20 protein-coding genes, 1 tRNA gene, 1 other RNA gene and 1 pseudogene are annotated in these 22,351 nt (G+C 43.1%); 13 read left to right on the forward strand and 10 right to left on the reverse strand.

Annotated elements, in window-relative coordinates; translation table 11 throughout:
- The coding region (locus IM500_RS04175; RefSeq protein ID WP_287737784.1) for a DUF4351 domain-containing protein at positions 1–331 on the forward strand (331 nt) is incomplete at its 5' end.
- A 29-nt stretch (positions 332–360) separates the two neighbouring features.
- On the opposite strand, the gene priA is transcribed toward IM500_RS04175, so the two are convergent.
- Positions 361–2,850, reverse strand: coding sequence for a primosomal protein N' (priA, locus tag IM500_RS04180; RefSeq protein ID WP_190720350.1), 2,490 nt, complete (start codon positions 2,848–2,850; stop codon positions 361–363).
- Between the two features lie 614 nt (positions 2,851–3,464).
- Between priA and IM500_RS04185 the strand changes: the two genes are divergently transcribed.
- From IM500_RS04185 to IM500_RS04200, 4 genes and pseudogenes are all read left to right on the forward strand, one after another.
- Positions 3,465–4,598, forward strand: coding sequence for an RNA polymerase sigma factor, RpoD/SigA family (locus tag IM500_RS04185; protein WP_190720354.1), 1,134 nt, complete (start codon positions 3,465–3,467; stop codon positions 4,596–4,598).
- 115 nt (positions 4,599–4,713) lie between these two features.
- The gene (locus IM500_RS04190; protein ID WP_190720357.1) at positions 4,714–4,917 is read left to right on the forward strand and encodes a ribbon-helix-helix domain-containing protein; all 204 of its coding nucleotides are present in this window, start codon (positions 4,714–4,716) and stop codon (positions 4,915–4,917) included.
- Positions 4,918–5,077: 160 nt separating this feature from the next.
- A pseudogene (locus IM500_RS04195) lies at positions 5,078–5,257 on the forward strand (type II toxin-antitoxin system RelE/ParE family toxin); the annotation flags it as partial.
- Between the two features lie 17 nt (positions 5,258–5,274).
- Positions 5,275–6,435 carry an aminotransferase class V-fold PLP-dependent enzyme gene (locus tag IM500_RS04200; RefSeq protein ID WP_287737785.1) on the forward strand — a complete coding sequence of 387 codons (1,161 nt, stop codon included), beginning with the start codon at positions 5,275–5,277 and terminating at the stop codon, positions 6,433–6,435.
- Between the two features lie 190 nt (positions 6,436–6,625).
- On the opposite strand, the gene IM500_RS04205 is transcribed toward IM500_RS04200, so the two are convergent.
- Positions 6,626–7,402, reverse strand: coding sequence for an RNA polymerase sigma factor SigF (locus tag IM500_RS04205; protein WP_190720363.1), 777 nt, complete (start codon positions 7,400–7,402; stop codon positions 6,626–6,628).
- A 572-nt stretch (positions 7,403–7,974) separates the two neighbouring features.
- Entirely contained in the window at positions 7,975–9,051 is a 1,077-nt protein-coding gene (gene ruvB, locus IM500_RS04210; protein WP_190720365.1) for a Holliday junction branch migration DNA helicase RuvB, read from the reverse strand.
- Positions 9,052–9,074: 23 nt separating this feature from the next.
- On the opposite strand from ruvB, the gene hisF reads away from it, so the two are divergent.
- The 4 genes from hisF (at position 9,075) to IM500_RS04230 (ending at position 11,706) form a co-directional block, all read left to right on the forward strand.
- The gene (gene hisF / locus IM500_RS04215; RefSeq protein WP_287737787.1) at positions 9,075–9,839 is read left to right on the forward strand and encodes an imidazole glycerol phosphate synthase subunit HisF; all 765 of its coding nucleotides are present in this window, start codon (positions 9,075–9,077) and stop codon (positions 9,837–9,839) included.
- Between the two features lie 246 nt (positions 9,840–10,085).
- Positions 10,086–10,286 (forward strand): hypothetical protein, encoded by a 201-nt coding sequence (locus tag IM500_RS04220; RefSeq protein ID WP_190720369.1) that lies wholly within the window; start codon positions 10,086–10,088, stop codon positions 10,284–10,286.
- 119 nt (positions 10,287–10,405) lie between these two features.
- Positions 10,406–10,478 (forward strand) — tRNA-Ala (locus IM500_RS04225).
- Between the two features lie 130 nt (positions 10,479–10,608).
- Positions 10,609–11,706: an AI-2E family transporter gene (locus IM500_RS04230; protein WP_190720428.1), complete on the forward strand. Its 1,098-nt coding sequence runs from the start codon at positions 10,609–10,611 to the stop codon at positions 11,704–11,706.
- A 105-nt stretch (positions 11,707–11,811) separates the two neighbouring features.
- Here IM500_RS04230 and IM500_RS04235 read toward each other — a convergent pair whose 3' ends face one another.
- On the reverse strand, positions 11,812–12,651 hold the full coding sequence (locus IM500_RS04235) for a reverse transcriptase-like protein (RefSeq protein WP_287737789.1): 840 nt from the start codon (positions 12,649–12,651) through the stop codon (positions 11,812–11,814).
- Positions 12,652–12,882: 231 nt separating this feature from the next.
- On the opposite strand from IM500_RS04235, the gene IM500_RS24425 reads away from it, so the two are divergent.
- The 4 genes from IM500_RS24425 to IM500_RS04250 all read left to right on the forward strand — a co-directional run bounded on the left by IM500_RS24425 (position 12,883) and on the right by IM500_RS04250 (position 15,657).
- Positions 12,883–13,125, forward strand: coding sequence for an Asr1405/Asl0597 family protein (locus IM500_RS24425; protein ID WP_353737891.1), 243 nt, complete (start codon positions 12,883–12,885; stop codon positions 13,123–13,125).
- Positions 13,126–13,169: 44 nt separating this feature from the next.
- Positions 13,170–13,745: a (2Fe-2S) ferredoxin domain-containing protein gene (locus IM500_RS04240; protein ID WP_287737791.1), complete on the forward strand. Its 576-nt coding sequence runs from the start codon at positions 13,170–13,172 to the stop codon at positions 13,743–13,745.
- Positions 13,746–14,038: 293 nt separating this feature from the next.
- Positions 14,039–14,893, forward strand: a complete 855-nt coding sequence (purU, locus tag IM500_RS04245) for a formyltetrahydrofolate deformylase (protein WP_190720378.1) — start codon at positions 14,039–14,041, stop codon at positions 14,891–14,893.
- Between the two features lie 113 nt (positions 14,894–15,006).
- Positions 15,007–15,657, forward strand: coding sequence for a DUF3782 domain-containing protein (locus IM500_RS04250; RefSeq protein ID WP_190720382.1), 651 nt, complete (start codon positions 15,007–15,009; stop codon positions 15,655–15,657).
- Between the two features lie 36 nt (positions 15,658–15,693).
- Here the strand turns inward: IM500_RS04250 and IM500_RS04255 are convergent, their stop codons facing one another.
- From IM500_RS04255 to zds, 6 genes are all read right to left on the reverse strand, one after another.
- The gene (locus IM500_RS04255) at positions 15,694–16,965 is read right to left on the reverse strand and encodes an MFS transporter (RefSeq protein WP_287737792.1); all 1,272 of its coding nucleotides are present in this window, start codon (positions 16,963–16,965) and stop codon (positions 15,694–15,696) included.
- A gap of 9 nt (positions 16,966–16,974) precedes the next feature.
- Positions 16,975–17,071, reverse strand: an RNA gene (gene ffs, locus IM500_RS04260) — signal recognition particle sRNA small type.
- An 86-nt stretch (positions 17,072–17,157) separates the two neighbouring features.
- Positions 17,158–18,294 carry a DUF58 domain-containing protein gene (locus tag IM500_RS04265; RefSeq protein ID WP_190720388.1) on the reverse strand — a complete coding sequence of 379 codons (1,137 nt, stop codon included), beginning with the start codon at positions 18,292–18,294 and terminating at the stop codon, positions 17,158–17,160.
- Positions 18,295–18,681: 387 nt separating this feature from the next.
- A complete protein-coding gene (locus IM500_RS04270; protein ID WP_012267666.1) occupies positions 18,682–19,701 on the reverse strand; it encodes a long-chain acyl-[acyl-carrier-protein] reductase in 1,020 nt (339 codons plus the stop codon).
- A 147-nt stretch (positions 19,702–19,848) separates the two neighbouring features.
- Entirely contained in the window at positions 19,849–20,544 is a 696-nt protein-coding gene (locus IM500_RS04275; protein WP_190720391.1) for an aldehyde oxygenase (deformylating), read from the reverse strand.
- A 227-nt stretch (positions 20,545–20,771) separates the two neighbouring features.
- Complete coding sequence (gene zds / locus IM500_RS04280; protein WP_287737793.1) at positions 20,772–22,232, reverse strand: 9,9'-di-cis-zeta-carotene desaturase; 1,461 nt, start codon at positions 22,230–22,232, stop codon at positions 20,772–20,774.
- Between the last annotated feature and the right edge of the window lie 119 nt (positions 22,233–22,351).

The following is a 22,351-nucleotide window of genomic DNA, read 5'->3' on the forward strand; positions in this document are numbered from 1 at the left end:
GAGTAGAAATTTAGAAGCGTTATCGAAAAAAACACAGGAGGATAGGGAGTTTATTATGCGTTTAGCTCCACTTTACCAACAGGATAGGGAACAAGCGGTTCAAGAGGGACTGAAAAGAGGACTACAGCAAGGTGTACAGCAGGGTCTTGAACAGGGTAGAATTCAAGAAGCCAATCTTGTTATTAGACTTCTTCAACGACGTTTCGGTGAAATACCGCAGAATCTTGAGGAAACCATCCGTAAACTTCCTGTGGAGCGCTTAGAAGACTTAGGACTCGCTTTATTAGACTTTGACACTTTGACGGATTTAGATAACTGGTTGCATCCGTGAGCAATGGCGATCATCTCATTCAACCTTGATTATTCTATAGTTAAGGGGTCCACATCGATCGCCATACTTACCTTGGGTAAAACTAAGCTTTTCAAAGGACGCAAAATACCACCGATATCCGCCTTTTCTCCTGATAATTTTAACAGAATTTGCCAGCGATAACGGTTAGCCACGCGCATAATTGTTGCGGGTGCAGGTCCCAAAATATCCCAATCGGAACCCAAATTATTAACACATTCCTCTGCGACATTTTCGGCACTTTTCTGGACTGCTTCCCCATCTAAACCACTAAAGCGAATTAAGACTAAACTGCCGTAGGGAGGATAATTTAAACTCTCTCTGTGCATTAATTCCGTCTCGACAAAACCCTCATAATCGTGGGTTTGCACTGCTCTAATCACGGGATGTTCAGGGGTATAGGTTTGGATAATTACCTTTCCTTCTCTTTCTCCCCTTCCTGCTCTCCCTGCTACTTGGGTGAGGGTTTGAAAAGCGCGTTCGGAGGCGCGATAATCGGAGTGATAAAGTAAACCATCGGCAGCCATAATTCCCACTAGGGTAACTCGCTCGATATCTAATCCTTTGGTGAGCATTTGGGTTCCGACTAAGACATCGAATTCACCATCAGTAAATAGTTTTAATAGTTCCCGGGGAGCATTTTTGTTGCGGGTGGTATCACTATCAAAACGCAAGCAGCGCAAATCAGGAAATTCTTTGCTTAATTCTTGGGTGACTCGCTGAGTGCCAGTACCGAAAAATTTTAGATAGGGAGAACCACATTCAGGACATTGTTTCGGATGAATGCGACCATAGTTGCAGTAGTGACAGCGGAGTAATTCTTGCGCTCCCGGTTCGGTGTGGTGGTAGGAGAGAGAGACATCACAGTGGGGACATTCCAGCACATAACCGCAACTTCTGCAAGATACAAAGGTACTATGTCCCCGACGACTGACGAATAAAATTGCCTGTTCTCCCTTGTCGCGCAGGGTTTCCAGAGATGAACGCAGGGATTGACTAAACAGGGAACGATTGCCTCGTTGCAATTCCCGTCGCATATCGACGATTTCCACCCGGGGTAAGGGGCGATTTTGGATGCGATCGGGCAAAGATAGGTAAAGACTAGGATTAACTTGGGATTCTAGCCATGTTTCTAGGGATGGTGTGGCCGAGCCTAAAATTACGGGACAATGGTTTAATTGAGCGCACCATTTAGCCACGGTACGCGCGTGATAGGTGGGGAGTAATTGGGTTTGTTTAAAGCTGCTATCGTGTTCTTCATCGAGGATAATCATGCCTAGGTGGGGTAAAGGGGCAAAAATCGCCGATCGCGTCCCGATAATGACTTGCGGGGTTCCTGTCAACATCTGTCGCCAGGTATCGTATCTTTCTCCTTCCGAGAGGGCGCTATGATAAACATAGACTCGATCGCCAAAACGGGCCACAAAGCGATCGGTTAGTTGCGGTGTTAATCCAATTTCGGGGACTAAAACCAAGGCAGATTTACCCGCTGCTAAGACAGGTGCGATCGCCTGTAGATAGACTTCTGTTTTACCCGATCCCGTCACTCCGTGTAAGAGGACGCTTTCACCACCTTTCAGGGTTTGAATGGCTTCTAGGGCTTGTTTTTGACTAGAAGTGAGTGTTTTTGGTTGATCCCTGCTCATAATCGCCGAGGATAAGCGCAGAAATTCCCGGTCCTCAATCACCACATAACCCTTGTCAATTAGTGGTTTAAAATGTTTTGTCCCCGCAAGTTGTGCCAATTCTGGCAGCCACATTTCTCCACCCTGGTGGCGTAAAATTTCGACAATTTTGCGCTGATTTTCGGTTAAATCAGCAGGAAAGTCGGTTATTAGCAGGGTAATGGCTTTTTTTTGTTTAATATTGGGACTTTTGGGTGCTTCTAGATAACTTTCCACCCAACCGCGCTTAACTAAGTCTCGAATACCGTAATTAGCATTTTTGACTTTTTCTTGCAGGTATTTCGCCGAATAATCGCCTTCTTTTTGATTCTTGAGCAGGGATAAAATCTGACGGGAGAGGGGAGTACAAAAAACTTCCCCACCGGGGGGAATAGCTTCTGGTTTTAATCTGATGCGACGTTGGGAACTTCGCAGTAAACCCTTAGGTAAAGCGACGCGAACAACGGTGATTAAATCCGTCGCGTAGTATTGGGCGATTTTCGTCAATAACTGCCAATAATTATCGGGGAAAAAGCCCTTAGCAATCACATCTTCCACGGGACGAATTTGATTTTCTTCTAGTCCTGCGGGCAAATTTTCGAGAAATCTAAGAGCAATTCCCCCAATTACCTGAGAACCGAAGGGAACGCTTAAAATATCGCCAATTTCTACCGTTAAATCCGGGGGGACACTATAGGTTAATATTTGCTGATCCTCTTGACTATCTCTAGGATAAGGGCGATCGACCAAAACCTCTAACCACGGTTGCCCAGTTGTGGTTAATTGGTAAGGTGTGCGAGGTTCCGCTACAGTTAGAGTAGCACAGCGATCGAGCATGGTTATCAGTTATCAGTGGGAAGTGGCAAGTGGCAAGTGGCAAGTGGGGAGAATGAGGTATTTAAATTATAGTTTAAAGCTTGAGGGGAATAAAAATAGCTAATTTTCTCTAAAAACAGTTTAAATATTGCTTTTTTGCCCACAAATTTTGATTTTTAACTCTTGCAGTCTCCCCAAAAGAATTTTTGGCCACCCTTAAGCATTGATAAAGTTAATGATAATTATTGACTATTAGCTATTGAATCAAAGCATAGTTAGTCAAAACTTGAGAATAGTTCTCAATAAAAAAAGCGAAGAATAGTCATAAAAAGCTGACTGCTATCTTGATTGTTAAGAAGCGTGATCTTTATCTAGTCAAATACCAAAAACCTTAGTTAGAGTGTATGAGTAGAAACACAAAAAGCTTCTCCTATTCACCAGAAAATCTTATTGTCTGGTTCGGCGATTTGTAACCATCGACACAGAATCGCGCAATTGTATCCCAGAAATGGCCGCCATTAATTAAGAAAACGTTTAAAAAATCTGCTCCCCGAAAATTCAATGTAACAATCAGCCCATTGGGAGAAATTGAGTTTTTCCCTGCTATTATAATCCCACTCCATCCATAACTGCTTATGAAAATCTCTAAACTAGCCTCTGATGATAATTTTAATCAAATCATTGCCCTGGAGACAAATCCTTTAGAACTAGACAGCGTGGATTTTGCTGAAAGAACTGACGAAGATCTGACTGAACCTTTACCGGAAACCCTAAAAACCACTCGTAAGGGTAGTGGAACTGGATACGATAAAGGCAGCAATGAAGATACTGTTGGGGCATTTTTTAAAGAAATGGCGCGTTATCCCCTGCTTAATGCGGAAGAAGAAATTGAATTAGCCTACTCGGTTAAGTTTCTGATGGAAGCGGAAGAAGTGCGCCAAAAACTACAAGAAAATTTACATCGTCCCCCGACGAAAACGGAATGGGCAAGCGCTTTACAATTAGATAATGAACGTCAACTGGAAAACCGTCTTTATCGCGGACGAACAGCTAAACGGAAAATGATTCGTTCTAATTTGCGCTTAGTGGTTTCTATCGCTAAACGCTATTTAAATCGCGGGGTTCCTTTCTTAGATTTAATTCAAGAAGGTGCGATCGGACTCAACCGTGCGGCCGAAAAATTCGATCCCAATAAAGGTTATAAATTCTCTACCTATGCTTATTGGTGGATTCGACAAGCAATCACCCGCACCATTGCTAACGATGCGCGGACAATTCGTTTACCGATTCACATTGTTGAAAAACTCAATAAACTCAAAAAAGCGCAGCGCATTCTCAAGCAAGATTTACAGCGCAATCCCAATGAACGGGAACTTGCGGAAGCGTTGGAAACGACTCCCGAACAATTGCGGCAATTATTACAATTGCGTCGTCAATCTCTCTCTTTAAATCATCGTGTAGGGAAAGGAGAAGATACGGAATTAGTGGATCTGTTGGAAGATGATGATCTACAACTTCCCGAAGATAAAATGAATGAGATGATGATGCGTCAAGAAATTTTCGCAGTTTTAAGTGATGTTCTCACGGAACGGGAAAAAGATGTTATCTCCCTCCGTTATGGTTTAGCTACCAGTCAACCCTATACCCTAGAGGAAGTGGGGGGAATGTTCAATTTATCTCGGGAACGAGTACGTCAAATTCAAACTAAAGCGATGCGAAAATTGCGTCGTCCTCAAGTCGCGCGTCGTCTGAAAGGATGGTTACATTAATAATTTTTTCTAACTCGTTCTCTCCTCTCTCCTTTTTCCTGGAGAGCTTTTTTTGTCGATATTTAGCTTAAAATTAAGGTAAAGTTGATTTTCTCAGTAGATAGTCATAATACCTATGAACCGACATCTCCAACGGAAAGTGAAAACGGGAAAATATCAATCTCCCCAAGAAGTCATCGACTTTGCTTTGCAGTTACTCGATGAATACGAACAAATAACTGATGCGGAATGGAGAGAAGATATTCGGCAAAAAATAGATAAAGCTATCGGGAGCATCAGAAAATCATCCTCTCATAGATGGAGAAACTTTTGTCACTGAAATTATCCATCGTTTTCAAACCATGGGAGATTAATCTAAAATGGGTCGTTATGTCATAAATATACTAGCTAGTCAGGATCTGAATACAATAGCTGATTACTTTGCTAGTAATAATGTGGAAGCTGGTGAGATTTTTTTTTAAGAATTTAATCGCAAGTGTCAGCAATTAGTTTTATTCCCCCAAAGTGGTAAAAGCTATGCTTATATCCCTAAGGATTTAAGAGAATTATCCTTAAAAAACTATATTGTTTTTTATCGTGTCTTAGGAGAAGATATTGAAATTCTTAGAGTTATTAGTGGTCGTCGTAATTTCTCAGCTATTTTTTCTAGTTCTGAATAATTTTAAATTAATTCAATATGTCCAAAAACTCTTGGTTAATTCCCGATGATATTTATTTTCTCAACCATGGTTCCTATGGTGCAACCCCTAGAATAGTCTTGGATTATCAGCAACAATTGCGGGAACGAATGGAAAGGCAACCTTTAGCATTTTTGGGTAGAGAATTAGAGGGTTTATTAGATATTGCTAGGCAAAAATTAGCAGATTTAGTCGGTGTCAATAGCGATGATTTAGTCTTTGTTCCCAATGCAACCACAGCAGTGAATGCGGTATTAAATTCCTTAATTTTTCAGGAAAATGAGGAAATTCTGATCACCGATCAGACCTATAATGCTTGTGCTAATGCAGTTAAACATATAGCTAAAAGATGGGGTTTAAAGGTAATTATCGCTAAAATTCCCTTTCCCGTGCAGTCCCCTTTAGAAATTAGTCAAGCAATTTTAGCATCAGTTTCTCCCCGGACAAAATTAGTAGTTTTAGATCATGTCACCAGTCCCACGACCCTAATTTGGCCAATCGCAGAAATTGTGCAAGAATTAAATAATCGGGGCATTGATACTCTCATCGATGGCGCTCATGCTTTAGGTTTTTTACCCCTTAATATCGGGGCAATTAATCCCACCTATTATACTGCTAATTGTCATAAGTGGTTATGTAGTCCCAAGGGGGCTGCTTTTCTCTATGTGCGCGGGGATAAACAGGCAATAATTCGACCTTTAACTATTAGCCATGGAGCGAATTCCCCTCGACAAGATCGCTCCCGTTTTCAGTTAGAATTTGCTTGGATGGGAACCGATGATCCCACCGCTTATTTATCAGTGCCAAAAGCGATCGAGTTTTTAAATTCTCTCTCTATTGATGGTTTACTGGGTCTGATGGCGAGGAATCGTAATTTGGTTTTAAAAGCCAGAAATTTGCTTTGTCATGCCTTAGAGGTCAATTATCCCTGTCCAGAATCAATGATCGGATCAATGTCTTCAATTCTGATTCCTAGTTATGCTTGGGCAGCAGAAGATTTATCTAGGCAACTGTGGGAAAAATATCAGATTGAAGTGCCGATAATTCCCTGGGGAGAAGCATCATTAATTGTGAGGATTTCTGCTCACTACTATAATTCGATCGAGCAGTATGAATATTTAGCTGGGGTTTTAAATTACTTGCTATTGCAGCAAAGATAAGCGGGGAGCGGGGGAAAAAATCCATAACTGAGTTTTTAAAGTTGGATTGGGAGTTAATGATGCTATTAAAAACGGATTTGGTATGAAAACTCAAATCCGATCCCTGATAGCTGTCTCGGAGTCTCGGAGTCTGGGAGTCTCAACCAGGAAATTAATTTTGCACAACTACTGATGATAACCGATAATTGGTCTAAAATACTTCCTGGAGCATGGTTTCCTTGAGCATTTCTAAACCCTTTTTCACCCGACGGGAGACGGTAACAACACTAATGCCTAATTGTTCGGCGGTTTCCCGTTGAGTAAGATCCTTAAGGAAGACAAATTCGAGAATATGACGGGTTTTGTCTTCTAATTGAGCCAGTGCCTGTTGTAAACGAATGCGATCCTCTTGACAAAGTTGAAAGCTGCGATAACGGGGATCGGGAACGATGTCTTTTAAACAAGTATTATTATCTTCATCGTTATTAACCGTCGCATCGAGACTAAGAGGTTCACGATTTTGGAAAGCCAGTTTTACCTCTTGCCATTCTTCGAGGGAAATATTTAAAGCGCGGGAGATTTCCGTATCATTGGGTTGACGATTGTAGAGGGACTGGAAATCCCGACGCACATTTGTCGCTTGTCTGCCTAAATCTAACCAACGACGAGGAATACGAACTGTATAACCTTTATCGCGCAGATGGTGTTGAATTTCGCCGCGAATATAGGGAATGGCGAAGGAGCTAAAAGCATGACCTTTGCTGCTATCAAAACGATTGATCGCCCGAATTAGCCCCATACAGCCAACCTGCACTAAATCTTCGTAATTTTCATGGCATTGATTAACCCAATGATGAGCTTCCCTTCTGACTAATCCTAGGTTTAACTCCATAATTTGATCCCGTAACTTATTATCTCCCGTTTTTTGGTATTTTTGAAACAGGGTAAGAGTTTCCAGTTTAAGATTTTCTTTATTTAGGACAGACATAGGGCGCTAACAGACTTAAAAAATATTGACTATAAAAGCTCACTATTGCAATTGGCTTTGACAAATCCCAATACAGTCTAGATTAGAAGCGGCAAGCAATGTCAACAATGTAACTTACTACGATCATTATGATACGACCTTTATCTAAAGACTTGTGTGATTTGACGCGGTCGACCAAGTATTTAAAGACACAGATAAGCTGAAACCCAGGTAATTAGGGTTTGCGGCAAAAAGTTGTTACCAGGAGCAGGGCGTGGGGCGTGGGGTGTTGGATGTAGGGTGTGAATTTTCCCCCGGAAAAAGTCTTAATCCAACAAGGTTTTTAGATTTATTCAGCCAGCCCTATCTAGGGTTGGCTGAAAAAGTAGGGGCGAAGCATTCGGATAGAAAATCTACGGTTTCAGCGATAGGTTATTGTCCGAATGCTTCGCCCCTACAGGACGCGATCGCCGATCAAGATGTAAGGTTTTTGAGCCACTAGCTTGAAAATCTTGCAGCTGCTTCGCCAAAAAGCCCCAAACCCGATACCTCGTCTATATTTCACATTTATTCAGCCAGCCCTATCTAGAAAACTAGAACTCAAACAAAGGTAAACTCCGATCCTTATTTTTCGGCAATTTCGCCAGTAAACCTAAATGTTCGTAGGCGGCTGCCGTCACCACGCGACCCCGGGGAGTACGATTAAGATAACCTATTTGTAATAAATAAGGCTCGTACACCTCCTCGATCGTCTTGGCATCTTCTCCCGTGGCTGCCGCTACCGCTTCCAATCCCACGGGTTTACCTTGAAACTGTTGGATCATCGTCTTTAATACTAATCGATCGGTCCAATCTAAACCCATAGAATCGACATTTAATTGATTTAATCCCTCATCGGCTAACTGGGGGCTAATCATAGTTTCTCCCTTCACCTGCACATAGTCGCGCACTCGTTTTAATAAACGATTGGCAATGCGTGGAGTTCCCCGACTGCGACGGGCAATTTCGATCGCACCCGCTTCAGTAATGGGAATATTAAAAATAGTAGCACTTCTGAGAATAATTGCCGTCAATTCCTCAACTGTATAGAAACGCAGACGTTGAATCAGTCCAAAACGATCGCGTAAAGGGGAAGTTAAAGAGCCAACTTTGGTAGTAGCACCGATTAAAGTAAAGGGAGGTAAAGAAATACTGCGAATTTTCGCCGCTTGACCCTTGCCAATCGTCACATCCAGGCGATAATCCTCCATCGCTGGGTATAATAACTCCTCCGTCACCCGATTCAGTCGATGAATTTCGTCGATAAAAAGAATATCCCGGGGTTGAAGATTGATCAGGATGCCGGTAATATCCCGGGGACGCTCTAAAGCGGGGGCGGCGGTAATGCGGCAATTTACTCCCATCTGGGCCGCTAAAATTAAAGCCATGGTGGTTTTTCCTAACCCCGGCGGTCCGTAGAAGAGTAAATGATCGATCGCTTCTTGTCTAGCTTTGGCCGCGGCGATGGTGACTTTTAGATTAGCCTTTAAGTCCTGTTGACCGATATAATCCTCTAGGGATTGCGGACGAATCTGCGCTGCTGCTTTTTCCGTTTCTTCTATAGTGGGATTGGGAGTGAGCAGATTTTCCTCGGCAGCCGGGGGGGAATTGTGCGATCGTTTGATGGCCATTGTTACAATCAAGAGTCTAGGATATGTTAGCGAAGCGGATTTTGCCTTGTTTGGATGTCAATAAAGGTCGGGTAGTTAAAGGGGTTAATTTTGTCAATCTTCAGGATGCTGGCGACCCCGTGGAGTTAGCCCGCTTGTATAATCAGGCAGGGGCCGATGAGTTGGTTTTTCTCGATATTACTGCTACCCATGAAGATCGCGACACGATTATTGATGTAGTCTATCGTACGGCGGAACAGGTTTTTATTCCTCTGACAGTGGGTGGCGGTATCCAATCCTTAGAAAATATTAAAAATTTGTTAAGAGCCGGGGCTGATAAAGTCAGCATTAACTCGGCTGCCGTGCGCGAGCCGGAATTGCTCGATCGAGCCAGCGATCGCTTTGGTCAACAGTGTATTGTGGTGGCGATCGATGCTAGACGACGTAAGGATGGGCATAACCCCGGTTGGGAGGTTTATGTTCGGGGTGGACGCGAAAATACGGGTATTGATGCTTTATTATGGGCGCAAGAAGTGGAAAAACGCGGGGCGGGTGAGTTGTTAGTTACCAGTATGGATGCTGACGGCACGCAAGCGGGTTACGATCTGGCCTTGACAAAAGCGATCGCTGAAAGGGTGGAGATTCCTGTGATTGCTTCGGGAGGAGCGGGTAATTGTCAGCATATCTACGAAGCATTGACGGAAGGGCGGGCAGAAGCGGCTTTATTGGCTTCTTTGCTCCATTATGGTCAATTAACCATCGCTGAGGTCAAAAATTATCTGCAAAATCAACAAGTACCCGTGCGTTAGCCAGGGAAAATGAGAGCAAGATTTGCAGAACTTAATCTAGTGATTGAGTCGGTTTTCCTGGCAAAGGATTTCTTCAGGCTGCAACCCAAGAAGAGCAAGGTTTAGACCTATTACTGAAAGCTAACGGCCGACGGCTGACAGCCCCGATCGAGAAACTGGCAAAAAATCCCTGTTTTTAACTTCAGTCCGATTATCCCTGGGGAAAATTATGTATTAGAATAGATGAAAGTTAACAAAATTTAAAATATGTTAGTTCCGATTCTCATCTTTGACCTCGGTCTTGTGGCTTGGTCATTGCATCTGATGCAGCAAGCGTTCGACAAGCAAGAGTTTTCCTTGATGCTGGCGGGAACCTTAGTGGCAGCAGCGGCAGCAGCTATGTTAGTAGTTTATTTCCTCATGGGTCACTGTTTAACCTATTTAACCCAAATTTCGGCTCCTGTCTAAATGGGGGCGATTGTTTCACCATTGTCTTATCAGCGATCGCCTTGACAGTGACAAATTTTTTTCTCGTCACCCCTTGACAAAATAATTCTATTTAAGCTATATTCAAAAATGGTCTTCGCGGGGTTATAGCTCAGTTGGTAGAGCACCTCAATGGCATTGAGGGGGTCAGCGGTTCGAATCCGCTTAGCTCCATAAGGTTAGGATAAGAGTTTCAGGGTTGCTTAGACCAGAAAAGTAACGAGGAGATGCTAGATTGAAAGAGGATTTCTGGTTAGAAAAGTCTCTTTTTACCTCGATACTCTCTCAGGACAAAATTAGTTATATGATAGAGCTTTTTAAGCAACTACCTCGTTGGTTGCGGCTAAGTCTAGTTTTTCCGCTCTTATTTCTCAATGGTTGGTTATTATTCCAATTATTTAGCTATCTAGAACCCTTAGTCAGTATTTTTGTCACTGCTAGTTTACTAGCTTTTGTCTTAGATGTTCCCATCAAACTGCTGCAAAGACGCGGGGTTAATCGCAGTGGTTCGATCGCTATTGTCTTTTTAATTGCCCTATTAATTTTGATTGTTTTAGGTTTAATTTTAATTCCCCAGATTGTCGAACAATTAAGCAGTTTAATCAATAGTTTGCCCCAGTGGATCGAGTCGGGAACCGAACAGATACAAAATTTAGAAAAGTGGGATAAAACTCAGAAATATGCGATTTATATCGAGCAATCAATCACCCAGTTATCGGAACGACTAACCAATGTTTTACAAACTCTTAGCACTCAATTACTGAGCTTTGTGCTAGGAACTATCAACAGTATCTTAAACATTCTATTTGTTCTGGTTCTAACCGTCTTTCTTGTTCTCTATGGCGAACAAATTTGGGAGGGAATTTTTAGCTGGATTCCTGCTCCCTGGAATCTCAAATTAAGAACGATTATTCGTCAAACTTTTGAAACCTATTTTGCCGGTCAAACCATTTTAGCGGGAATTCTCAGCCTTGCTCAAATTTTTGTTTTTGTGATTCTCAAGGTTGATTATGCCCTATTATTCGGTGTGGCGATCGGTCTAACTACATTAATTCCTTTTGCCAGTGCCTTCACCATTATTGGCATTAGTACCCTACTGATGTTTCAAGACTTTTGGTTAGGATTAAAAGTTTTGACCCTGACCATTATTGTCGGTCAAATTAATGATAATGTCATCGCCCCTCGGTTAATGGGAGGTATGATCGGACTTAATCCCGTCTGGATTATTCTATCTCTTTTTATCGGTGGCAAAGTGGCAGGAATTCTCGGTTTATTGATAGCAGTTCCCATCGCTAGTGTGCTGAAAAGTACTATCGATATCATCCGCTCGCAGCAGCGGGAAAAAGAACCAGTAGTTTTCCTAGAAGAAACGGTGAAAAATTCCTCAGAGGAGGGCAAATAATAATAAATCCTGTTTTTTCAGTGAACAGTAAACAGTAAACAGTAATGAGTGAATTGAAAACTCACATCTGCTAACTGATAACTGATAACTGATAACTGATAACTGTTATGAGCGGCTAATTTCTTCGAGAATAGCCATCGCTTCTGTCACCCTATCCCTAGGGATAAATAAATGATCGTGATAATAACCAGAAATGACATTGACGCTAATTGCTGCTGCGGCCAGTTTCTCGCTAATTACCGCTAAAAATCCCACCGCCGCTAAACTAGAATGCACAGAAAGAGTAATTTGTCTATAAATATATTTGTACTGCAAATTCTTGTGATCGGCTTGCTGACGGGGAATAATCACCGTTATGCCTTCCTCTTCCTGAAATTGGCAGATAGGGGTTAATTGTAGCTGTTCTAGTCCTGTTGCTGTTAGGGAAGAAAAAACGAATTCTTCGGTATTTAGGACTGGTTTCAGGGATTGGAGCAGAATATCGAGATTAGTTTCGCCTTCCTTTGGTTTTTCTGGCGATTTTTTCGCCGCATCCAGACAATGATTGGCAGCAGCGTCAGCCAAACTATTTTTAGCTCGTTCAATCCAGCGCCAGCTAATGCGATCGAATCGGGCAACTAATTGACAAGCACGCTGATAAAAGGGACGTAAACTATCGCTTTTTACCTTCCAGTCTCCCTTAACTTGATTGATGACTAATTGACTGTCTCCGCGAATTTCTAGGCTTTTTAAGCCTAATTCTTGGGCTTTTTCCAATCCAATAATCAATCCCGTGTATTCGGCCTCGTTATTAGTGGCTCTCTCCATATATCTAGTCGTGGTCAAGGAATTACCCTCGGCTAAAACTATTACCGCTGCACCGGCTGCTCTCCCCGGATTGCCGCGAGAACCACCATCAAAATAGAGAATTGCTGAATTATCGGTTTTTTGAGCTTTTTTATCCATAATTTTCGTCAATAAATCTTGTTATCTCCATTTTTATCTCTTTGACAATTCTAGGCGGTAGCGATTCTGGGATCGGCAAAGCGGACAAGGCAACAATAGCAAGATTTTAGCCGATCGCCGCTACCGGGTAACTTTTTTTCTTCAGGTTATTGATAATTATTTGCAGTTGTCGGTTATACTGAGAACATCAGCCTAGAGTTATATTGCTAATAGTTCTCAATTAAAAGCCCCATGAGTATAGACAAATTGCCATCGGAAGGTGAGAAAATCTTCCCTCTTAGTGCTTGGGAGCGCTGGCAGCTCTACCACCGGCTGCAGACCCTGGACATTGAAGATAAATGCTCGCTCCATAAGCTTTTGCAGGTTCGCATCGATAGCCCCGCTCAACTTTTACAGCTGTGGATTGTCCTGCGACAGGTAGAGGCTTCCCGAGGCTGTTTAATCGATTGGCTGGAAACCTGTTGGCAGGCATAATCCTTGAGAAAAATTAGCAATCTGAGAGTAAAAAGTGAGAAAGTATGTCAAAATCTACAACTACCATGGTTCCCTTTCAAGTGGTCGGTCAATTCCTCGGTTTTGTCCTCAAGGACGGATATAAGGTAAAATACCTGAGAATCAGTGTTGATAAACGAGAATATTGGTTTAAGCCCGAAAAAACACTGCGAGACCACATACCTCTCAATATTGCTCTCCAATCATGGCTAAAAGTGACGGGAGAAAGTAGTCTTTGTTCAAAAAAGGGAAAATTAAAACTGAGGGTACTAGGGATCGAGCATTTATCTGGCGAAAAAACCCCAGAAGTGGCCCCAGTAAAAGCTAAAAAAGCCACCGTCTTAATCTGTCAGAAGTCCGATTGTTGGAAAAATGGCGGTGCGAGAGTCTGCCAAAGGTTAGAGAGTGATTTAGAGGAAAAAGGACTGGGAGAAGCGGTGAATATTAAATTAACTGGCTGTTTAAAACAGTGCAAAAAAGGGCCGAATCTGGTGGTTATGCCCGATAAAAAGCATTATAATCAGGTAGCTCCCCAAGATGTCCCCTCCCTGATCGAGCGGCATTTTGCCACTTCTGAGCAAGAGAATACTGTATCAGTTTAACCAGAAATTTAATCGGTGATCGCTATTGACAAATGCTCTTTTTTGTGCAAAAAAGAGACTGGGTAGGCTGCCCGCGCATCTAAATTGGTCTATGGGCATAGGGAAACGCCGGAACTGCGGAACGGTAATGCCTCTTAGCTTGTCTAAAATTGTCCTACAGCCGTTCTCCGATAGATGGGGTACGTTTTTGCGACTGAAATCTTTACTTCGGCAAGGTTCAATTTATACTTTACCTTGACGAGAAAGGCCATACATTAGGGGATAGAAAAGTCAATTCTTGCCACCGATAATTTATGACTGGTACCACTGCAACCTTGTTAATTTCTTGTCCCGACCAGATTGGTCTGGTGGCGAAAATCGCTAATTTTATCTATGCTAATGGCGGCAATATTATCCACGCTGACCAACACACGGATTTTTCGGCGGGATTGTTTCTGATGCGGATAGAATGGCAATTAGAAGGGTTTAATTTACCCCGTGGGATGATCGAACCAGCTTTCGCCGCTATTGCCAAACCTTTGCAGGCTAGTTGGTCCTTACATTTTTCCGATACTGTCCCGCGTCTAGCTATTTGGGTGACAAAACAGGATCATTGTCTCCTCGATTTATTATGGCGACAACACGGGGGAGAAATTAGGGCAGAAATTCCTTTAATTATTAGCAATCATCCAGAATTACACTCAGTTGCCAATCAATTCGGTATTGAGTTTCATCATATTCCCATTACCGCCGAAACCAAGATTGAACAGGAAGCCAGACAATTAGAGTTACTGCGGGAATACCGGATAGATTTAGTGATTTTAGCTAAATATATGCAGGTTCTCACTCCAGATTTTATTAACTTTTTCCCCAATATTATCAATATTCATCATTCTTTTTTACCGGCTTTTGCCGGAGCTAATCCCTATCAACGGGCCTACGATCGAGGGGTAAAAATTATTGGAGCCACCGCCCATTATATCACTGCCGATCTCGATCAGGGGCCAATTATCGAGCAGGATGTGGTCAGAGTTAGCCATCGCGATACCGTAGGAGATTTAATTCGTCAAGGTAAGGATTTAGAAAGGGGGGTGTTAGCGCGAGCGGTACGTTTACACTTGCAAAATCGCATTTTGGTTTACGCTAATCGCACGGTAGTGTTCGCTTAAAATGGGATAAGATGTACTGGACAAAAAAGACATCATTGCGGGTTAAAAATTAGGAAGTATCGGCGCAATTGACTAAAATAGCAATAGACCAGAGCAGAAGGAAAAAATTATCTATGGCAACTACATCCGAAGACGTATGGCGACTCTTAGCCGAATTAACTACCGCTCAAAAAGAAACTGACCGACAACTCAAGGAAACTGACAAACAACTCAAGGAAGTTAGTCAACAACAGAAGGAGACTGAACTACTATTGAAGGAAGTTAGTCAACAACAGAAGGAAAACGCCCAACAACAGAAGGAAACTGACAAACAACTCAAAGAACTGGGCAAACAAATTGGGGGACTCGGTGCCAAATTCGGCAGCTTTACCGAAGGACTTGCCCTTCCCTCAATGGAAACGATTCTCAGACAACGCTTTGGTATGGAAGTTGTTAGTCCCAGTGTGCGCGCCAGTAAAGAAGGACAACACCTAGAAATTGATGTTCTTGCCTATAGCAATGGTGAGCTAAATACTGCTTATATCGTTGAGGTTAAAAGTCATGTTAGACAGGAAGATATTACACAATTAAAAAGTATTTTGCAACGGTTTCGCCGCTTTTTTCCTGAACACAAAGATAAAAAACTCTATGGCATATTAGCGGCGGTGGATTTATCCCCAGAATTACGCGAAAAAATTCTGCAAGAAGGGCTTTATGTGGCTCAGATTCATGACCAAGTATTTGAATTAGATATTCCCGATAATTTTCCACCTCAAACCTATTAAATAACCCTGCCCTAGGAAAAACTTTTTCAGTAAGCTTTATTGTAATTGTCCGCGCAGAGCATAACGATCTTTTTCTAAACCAAAAGCGAAGAGAAAAGAATGGCGTATGGTGGGGTTAGAGAGAGTAAAAAAGAGAAAGAGAGCGATAACAGCTAATCCTGACGATAAACTAAACATAGTTTTGTAGGAAATTGCTAAAACCCCCAGAATTGGACCGGCTAAGGCTGTTCCCACATCAAAACCGCCGATACAGATAGAATAGGCCCGGCCGCGTTCTTGGGGCCCAGAGCGATCGGAGATTAAAGCCAGTAACATAGGGAATAAAATCCCCCCTCCCGTACCTTCGAGGATAGCGGCTAAAATTAAATCGGAAGGAGATCGGGCAGAAGATAGAATCAACATGGATAAACCATAGCAAAAAACGCTAATAGTGATGAATAAACCCCGTCCATAGCGATCGCTGGCTCCTCCCGACAAAATCCGTCCGATTACCCCCGATACTGCCGCACAGCTGTAGAATAGACCAGCACTGACAGGAATCTGATTTTCGAGGAGAAACAGGGGTAAAAAAGCGACTAAACCGCCGAATAAAGTACCGACCAATAGAAAAACTAAGGTAGGGACTAAAAAAGCTCGCTCTTGACATAATGCCCAAAAACTGCGCTCGATTGTCTGATTTTCTGCCTTCATTTGGGCTAATTTTTTCTTGAAGTCCGGTTCTTGAATGGAGAAACCCAAGAGAAAGGCGATCGCTCCTGAAGCGGCGGAAACTAGAAATAAACCGTTATAACCGATCGATTCGTAGAGATAACTGCCTAAAGCTGGACCGATTCCCATGCCTATGGGTGCAGTTAAGCTCATATAACCAATTATCTCTCCCCGTTGACGAACGGGGGAAAAATCCACCACTAGGGTACTGTAACCAGTGGTAAAAGCAGCGATACTGAGGCCATGGTAGGCGCGGACGGCGAATAAAGAGGAAAGATCGCGAAAAAATAGATAACCGAGGGGTGCGGTAGCGGCGACAATAGTTCCAAATAAAACCACTAATTTGCGACTGCGGCGATCAACTAGATTGCCTAACCAACTGCGCGACAAAATTAAACCGATGGCAAAAGACCCCATGACAAAACCGATATCTTGTTTGCTACCGCCTAGGGAGTCAATATAGGTGGGGAGAGTGGGGACGAGAGTGGTGATACTTATCCAGAAAAACAGCGCCGTGACGAAGAGGATGAGTAATTGACGACGAGTTTCGGCAGTAAGCGATCGAAAAGTTTTGAAAGCGTTCACAACAGCGACCGTCACAGGCAACAAAAAGACCCGGAGATCACGCCAGTCACAAGCATCCCGTATTGCTGCTACCTTCCGGTCCTGACAAGGTTAAGGCGTTGCGATCGCATGAGTCCGAGTCTTTTTTATCATAACATCTTTTTCGGGGATACCGGTATTTTTTTCCGGAGAATTTCCTCTCAATCTAGACTGTGAACGGAAATTTCCTCAACGAGGCGGTTTTTGCAATTGTTGTTGTAGAGAAGTTTCCGGTTCGATCGCCAATCCGCTAAACTGTCGGATTAAGAGTGAAGGACTCTCCCTAGAATCGGCAGCGAGGAAAAATAACCAACGGCTGCCGGGGGTGAGTTGTTCGATGGAATTGAAGTTACTTGTCAACCAAATTACAGGTAAATTAGGCAGATTGGCATTTTTTTGACTAGCTTTTGCCTCTATACCGGCTAAAGTTTCTAAAATGATCCTCTCCCCGTGAATTAAACCCGTTTCACCCGTCCAGAGTTTCACATTTAATTGCCGACGATGGGCATAAAAATAGAGGGAAGCAGCGGCAATAATCGCCCGTTCAAAACTGTCTTCTTGCCAATCACAGAGGGTATCCAGACAGATAATCACTTCCTGTCCTCCCGTTAACACTTCTAATTCCCGAATTTGAAATTCTCCCAGACGGGCGCTAGTTTTCCAGTGAATTAAACGGGTAGAATCACCCCGGCGATATTGTCTCAGGTTACGAGTAAGTCCTTGACTAGCCCTTTGATAATAGCGATTATTTTCTAATTTTTGTTCCATCTCTTGACCAAGGGAATCGATCAGGGGACATTGTTGTAAGGGTAAAATTTGGGGATAAACTAAAGCTTTAGCCGCTGCTTGCTGACAACGACGACACCAAAATAAACCGAGAGGGGCTGCTGTTCTTAATTGTACTTCTTGCCAGTGATAAATACCCCGTTTACTGGTGGGTAAATAATAAGTCCAACGATGGCAACTTTTGGAGGCAATCACTTCTATTGGGGTTATTTTTGGCTGATCGAGAACTATAGGCAGGATATCTGTCACTTCTAACAGATTTATCGGCTGATTGCTAGTATTTTCTATCTCTAGGCTAATACTAAGATCGTCTCCCGCACTTACGGGTACAATGGCAAGACGACGCACTTTCAGGGGAAGAAGGGAACGACGGGGTAAAATTATCGATAAAATTAAAACAGCGATCGTCGTGCCACAGATAGCATACAACCATCCCGCCATGGTATTGGTCGCAGCTCCGAAAAAACACAGGGTAATGCCAATGATTACCCCACCACCGTAAGCGGGTAAAATACCGCGATCTTCTAACCAAGTTTTCATAGGGTTTAGTGGTTTTGTCGTCTTTGCTAGAAGGCTAAAAATCAGGCCCACACTTCTATAATTCCCCCAAAAGTCATGAGAAACTATCAAGGATATCGGACTGATCAGCTAAGGAAGTTCTCTTCCTTGCCACTCTTGCCATTTTTCTTAACAAAACTTAACAATTGATGGCAAAATTTTGCTTGCTTTTGTCGGCAGATTTTGGGATAATATTTTTAAAAGAGTTTATTCATAATGGGAATCTAAGCAGTCTGCGATAAACACAAACATCCCATTATAAGACAATCATAACCCAAGCCGCCGGCAAAGTCAAGCACTCACTCCTAATTATTTGTCGCCTAAAACTTCTAATTCCGTGGTCGGTGGGGGGGGGGTTGGGGATATTAATTAAAATAACAAAGGTTGAAACCCGTGTTTGCGGGAAGCTGCGCCGATTTGTTCCATTTTAGGGACGGTAATTTGATTGCGTCCCCAGGAAAAATTAGTTTGCCAACCCTCCAACTCTAATAAAATCGCCTCGGCAAAACAGGCAAACATTTGACGAGAGGGAATATCCATATTGACGATTTTCATAATTTTCCAGTCAATATCGAGGGAATGCTCGACAATGCCGCCCTTAATCACCGAAATATCGGGGGCATTTAACACCGTGCCTAAATTTTTCGGATAACCACCATCAATAATAATGCAGGGGCGCTTGAGTTTATCTGGATCAATTTCCACCCCTTTAGGCAGACTAGCCACCCAAACAATGATATCAGCCAGGGGTAAAGCCTCCTCTAGGGGGAGAATTTTACCGCGTCCTAACTCCTCTTGCAGAGATTGTAAACGCTCTTGATTGCGTGCCACACATATTAGTTCTTTTGTATCGGTTTTTTCATTTAACCAACGACAAACGGCGCTGCCGATATCTCCAGTTGCCCCGCAAACCACGACGGTAGATTGAGCTAAATCGATGCCCATTTTTTCAGCGAGGGTTTCTACTTGAGTGCAGATGACGTAAGCGGTGTGGGTGTTACCGGTGGTGAAACGGCCAAAATCTAGCTCGATATTCCGCACCTGTCGATTATCTTTGAGATTAAATTCCTCGAAAATAATTGAAGAAAAACCACCGAGTGCGGTGATGTTGATATCACTTTTTTGAGCGAGTGCCATGGCATTTAGCACCTTACGAATAGCAGACTTTACCCAACGATTCGACAACATCTCCGGTAAAAAACAGGATTCGATATATTTTCCTCTGATGGTTTGCCCCGTGATGCTGGTGACATGAAAATCATCGACAATTTGCGGGGGGGCAGCGCACCAAAAATCTAATCCCTGGTTAGCATATTCAGGATAACCTAGATCGTCGGCGACCGATTGGGCGTGTTCTAAACTGGTAAGATGACCTATAAGACCAAACATTGATTGTTCTTTCGTTAAACTAGATGGCACTAGATAAAAATTAGGATATTGCTAAGAAATCGTTAAGACTCTTAAATATAATACACAAAAGAGCCGCTCTGTGTTGAGCGGCAGCAGGGGAAAAAAAGAAATCTCGATGCTCAAGCTTTAGACAGCAGTTAATCCGTAGGCAGACATCCGCATGATATCACGGGTGCTGAAACCGATATTGCTTAAAGCTTCCCCGTAGCTAATCATAAAGTCTTCCACGAGGGCCTCTTTTTCCATCCCGAGGACGCGAGCATCATCCTCGACTTGATTGAGCATTCTCCAGACAATGGGCAGATTAGCGCGATTTGCCGCTTCTAATTCCTCTTTAGCGGTTTCAAAGTTCGCTTTTAGCCATTCTTCGCCAAAATTGAGATGTAAATATTCGTCTTTAACTACGCCTTCAGTAATTTTACGGGCAAAAGGATCAGCAACAGGAATATAAATATTATAGGCAGCGATCGCGAAAGCTTCGATAATCAAAGATTGGATTAATAAACAGGTGACAACTTTACCTTCTGCGTAGGCAATTTGGAAGTTATCGTGCAGAGAGGCAAAGAATTCTCTGGCATAATCCATATCAGGAGTGATTTTCAAATTTTGGCCGCAAGCTTGAAAACCTTTCATGTGACGGTTTTCCATTTTTGCCAGACGGTGTAACTCTTCTTTGTTATCGGCGAGGATGTCTGCTAATTGAATATAATTGCTATTGGCCTCGTATTCGCCTTCAATAACGATGGCATTAATGCGACTATAGGCTGATTTATAGGTTTCGCTGGTGAAATCAAGCTCTAATGGTACAGCAAGCTCTGGCATAAACTCGATTGACTCCTATTTCTGACGAGATTTTTCCGACGTTCTTTCCAGTCTAGGGTAAGCCTTCTAGATGGAGTGATCTTTTTACGAGTCTAGCTTGATCGGTCTTTTTTGTATAGCTTGCCCTGAGGCTGACTTGCCAAGTTAGCTATAGGGGTTATCTTTTGCCACTGAAAACAAGTCTAGAGGCAATCCCTTCTCAAGAGACGAGATTGCTGGCTGTTTAATCAAACCGTGGCTAAAGATTTCCGGCGCTCGGCCTGTTGTAGGATCGCTTTGGCTGCCTGTTTACCCGATAAAGTGGCTCCTTCCATGCTATCAATGTAATCCTGTTGGGTATAACTGCCAGCCAGGAAAAAGTTAGCAATAGGAGTCGCTTGCGAGGGACGATAGACATCCATCCCCGGTGCTTCCCGATAGAGACTCTGGGCTAATTTCACCACACTAAACCAAGTCATATTTAACTCCCGCGAGGAGGGAAATAACTTGTGGACTTGCGCTAAAACCTGCCAGGCGATATCTTCATTTTTAGCTTTAATAAAAGGATCCCCGGGGGTTAAAACCAACTGTAATAAAGAACCTTCTCCGGGGCGATAATAATCCCTAGGACTGGTGAGAGCAAGATCTGCAAAACAGGAAAAATCCGCTTGGTGGGTGTACAAAAGATTATCAATTCCCACCGCTTTTTGCAGTTGTCGCCGTTTTTCGGCATCATTTAATTCCGTCACCCAACCGTCAAAACGCAATTGTACCGTGGCGACGGGGACGGCTTCTAGTCGGAAAATATTGTCAAAAATCGGCATTTTTCGCCAATCTTGGGGAATAAGACGCTGAATACCGGGGACATCACCAGCGCAAACATAGGCATCTGCGGTGATAGTTTCCGTGGTTTCTCCGTTAGCGACGATCAGGCCATTAACTTGCAGATTTTCGCCCTCTCCAGAATAGAGAATTTCCCGCACTTGACGACGGGTAGAGATTTGGGCTCCCCGGGCTTCCAGATAGTTAATAATCGGTTTATGCAGGTATTCGTGGGGGGAACCTTCCAACATCCGCAGGACGGAAGCTTCGGTTTTAGCGGCAAAAAATTGGAAAATCGTCAGCATACAACGGGCCGAGATATTTTCCGTATCGATAAATCCTAAGGCATAGGCGATCGGATTCCACATTTTTTTTAAACTGCCTTCATTACCGCCATGGCTACGAAACCAATCGGCAAAGCTAATCGAGTCCAGATCCCGAATCGTTTTCATTGCTCCTTGGAAGTCTATCAGACCGCGGACGATGGGACTGGTACCTAAGGCCAGAGAATTAAAGATTTTATCGGCTGCTGAGAGTTGGGAGGAGGTAAAAAAGGCTTTTAAACCGTTAAAAGGCGCACCTGCGACGAAACGGAAGTCTAATTCGCCGATTTTTCCCCCTTCGTTGATAAAAGTGTGGGTGTGTTCTTTGAGTAGTAGGGATTGAAAAGCGCCCACTTTTTTCATTAACTCAAAAAGATTATAGTAACAACCAAAAAAGACGTGCAAGCCCATCTCGATGTGATTACCGTCCGCATCTACCCAACTACCGACTTTTCCCCCGACAAAGGGACGAGATTCTAATATTTCTACTGTACAGCCCGCATCGACCAGATCGATAGCTGTTGCCATTCCCGCTAATCCCGCACCAACGATCACCACTCGCATTTGTCAAGTTCCTGTTACAATTTTTCACTAAATCTTTATTTTACCCGATCGGTCTGGTGTTTCTCGCTGGCGATTTTTTCAGGGTCACTTGAGAGCGTGGCAGAATAATTGACAGTTGC

Origin of the sequence: Microcystis sp. M179S2, from assembly GCF_020245805.1 — a bacterium.
Classification (GTDB): Bacteria; Cyanobacteriota; Cyanobacteriia; order Cyanobacteriales; family Microcystaceae; genus Microcystis; species Microcystis aeruginosa.

What these genes read in the sequence shown, in the direction of transcription:
- IM500_RS24425 (WP_353737891.1), top strand. Translation starts at nt 12,883, where the DNA reads ATGAGTATAGACAAATTGCCATCGGAAGGTGAGAAAATCTTCCCTCTT.
- IM500_RS04240 (WP_287737791.1), top strand. Translation starts at nt 13,170, where the DNA reads ATGTCAAAATCTACAACTACCATGGTTCCCTTTCAAGTGGTCGGTCAA.
- zds (WP_287737793.1), bottom strand. Translation starts at nt 22,232, where the DNA reads ATGCGAGTGGTGATCGTTGGTGCGGGATTAGCGGGAATGGCAACAGCT.
- hisF (WP_287737787.1), top strand. Translation starts at nt 9,075, where the DNA reads ATGTTAGCGAAGCGGATTTTGCCTTGTTTGGATGTCAATAAAGGTCGG.
- IM500_RS04230 (WP_190720428.1), top strand. Translation starts at nt 10,609, where the DNA reads ATGATAGAGCTTTTTAAGCAACTACCTCGTTGGTTGCGGCTAAGTCTA.
- IM500_RS04250 (WP_190720382.1), top strand. Translation starts at nt 15,007, where the DNA reads ATGGCAACTACATCCGAAGACGTATGGCGACTCTTAGCCGAATTAACT.
- IM500_RS04220 (WP_190720369.1), top strand. Translation starts at nt 10,086, where the DNA reads ATGTTAGTTCCGATTCTCATCTTTGACCTCGGTCTTGTGGCTTGGTCA.
- IM500_RS04200 (WP_287737785.1), top strand. Translation starts at nt 5,275, where the DNA reads ATGTCCAAAAACTCTTGGTTAATTCCCGATGATATTTATTTTCTCAAC.
- priA (WP_190720350.1), bottom strand. Translation starts at nt 2,850, where the DNA reads ATGCTCGATCGCTGTGCTACTCTAACTGTAGCGGAACCTCGCACACCT.
- IM500_RS04205 (WP_190720363.1), bottom strand. Translation starts at nt 7,402, where the DNA reads ATGTCTGTCCTAAATAAAGAAAATCTTAAACTGGAAACTCTTACCCTG.
- IM500_RS04235 (WP_287737789.1), bottom strand. Translation starts at nt 12,651, where the DNA reads ATGGATAAAAAAGCTCAAAAAACCGATAATTCAGCAATTCTCTATTTT.
- IM500_RS04265 (WP_190720388.1), bottom strand. Translation starts at nt 18,294, where the DNA reads ATGAAAACTTGGTTAGAAGATCGCGGTATTTTACCCGCTTACGGTGGT.
- IM500_RS04185 (WP_190720354.1), top strand. Translation starts at nt 3,465, where the DNA reads ATGAAAATCTCTAAACTAGCCTCTGATGATAATTTTAATCAAATCATT.
- ruvB (WP_190720365.1), bottom strand. Translation starts at nt 9,051, where the DNA reads ATGGCCATCAAACGATCGCACAATTCCCCCCCGGCTGCCGAGGAAAAT.
- IM500_RS04190 (WP_190720357.1), top strand. Translation starts at nt 4,714, where the DNA reads ATGAACCGACATCTCCAACGGAAAGTGAAAACGGGAAAATATCAATCT.
- IM500_RS04275 (WP_190720391.1), bottom strand. Translation starts at nt 20,544, where the DNA reads ATGCCAGAGCTTGCTGTACCATTAGAGCTTGATTTCACCAGCGAAACC.
- purU (WP_190720378.1), top strand. Translation starts at nt 14,039, where the DNA reads ATGACTGGTACCACTGCAACCTTGTTAATTTCTTGTCCCGACCAGATT.
- IM500_RS04270 (WP_012267666.1), bottom strand. Translation starts at nt 19,701, where the DNA reads ATGTTTGGTCTTATAGGTCATCTTACCAGTTTAGAACACGCCCAATCG.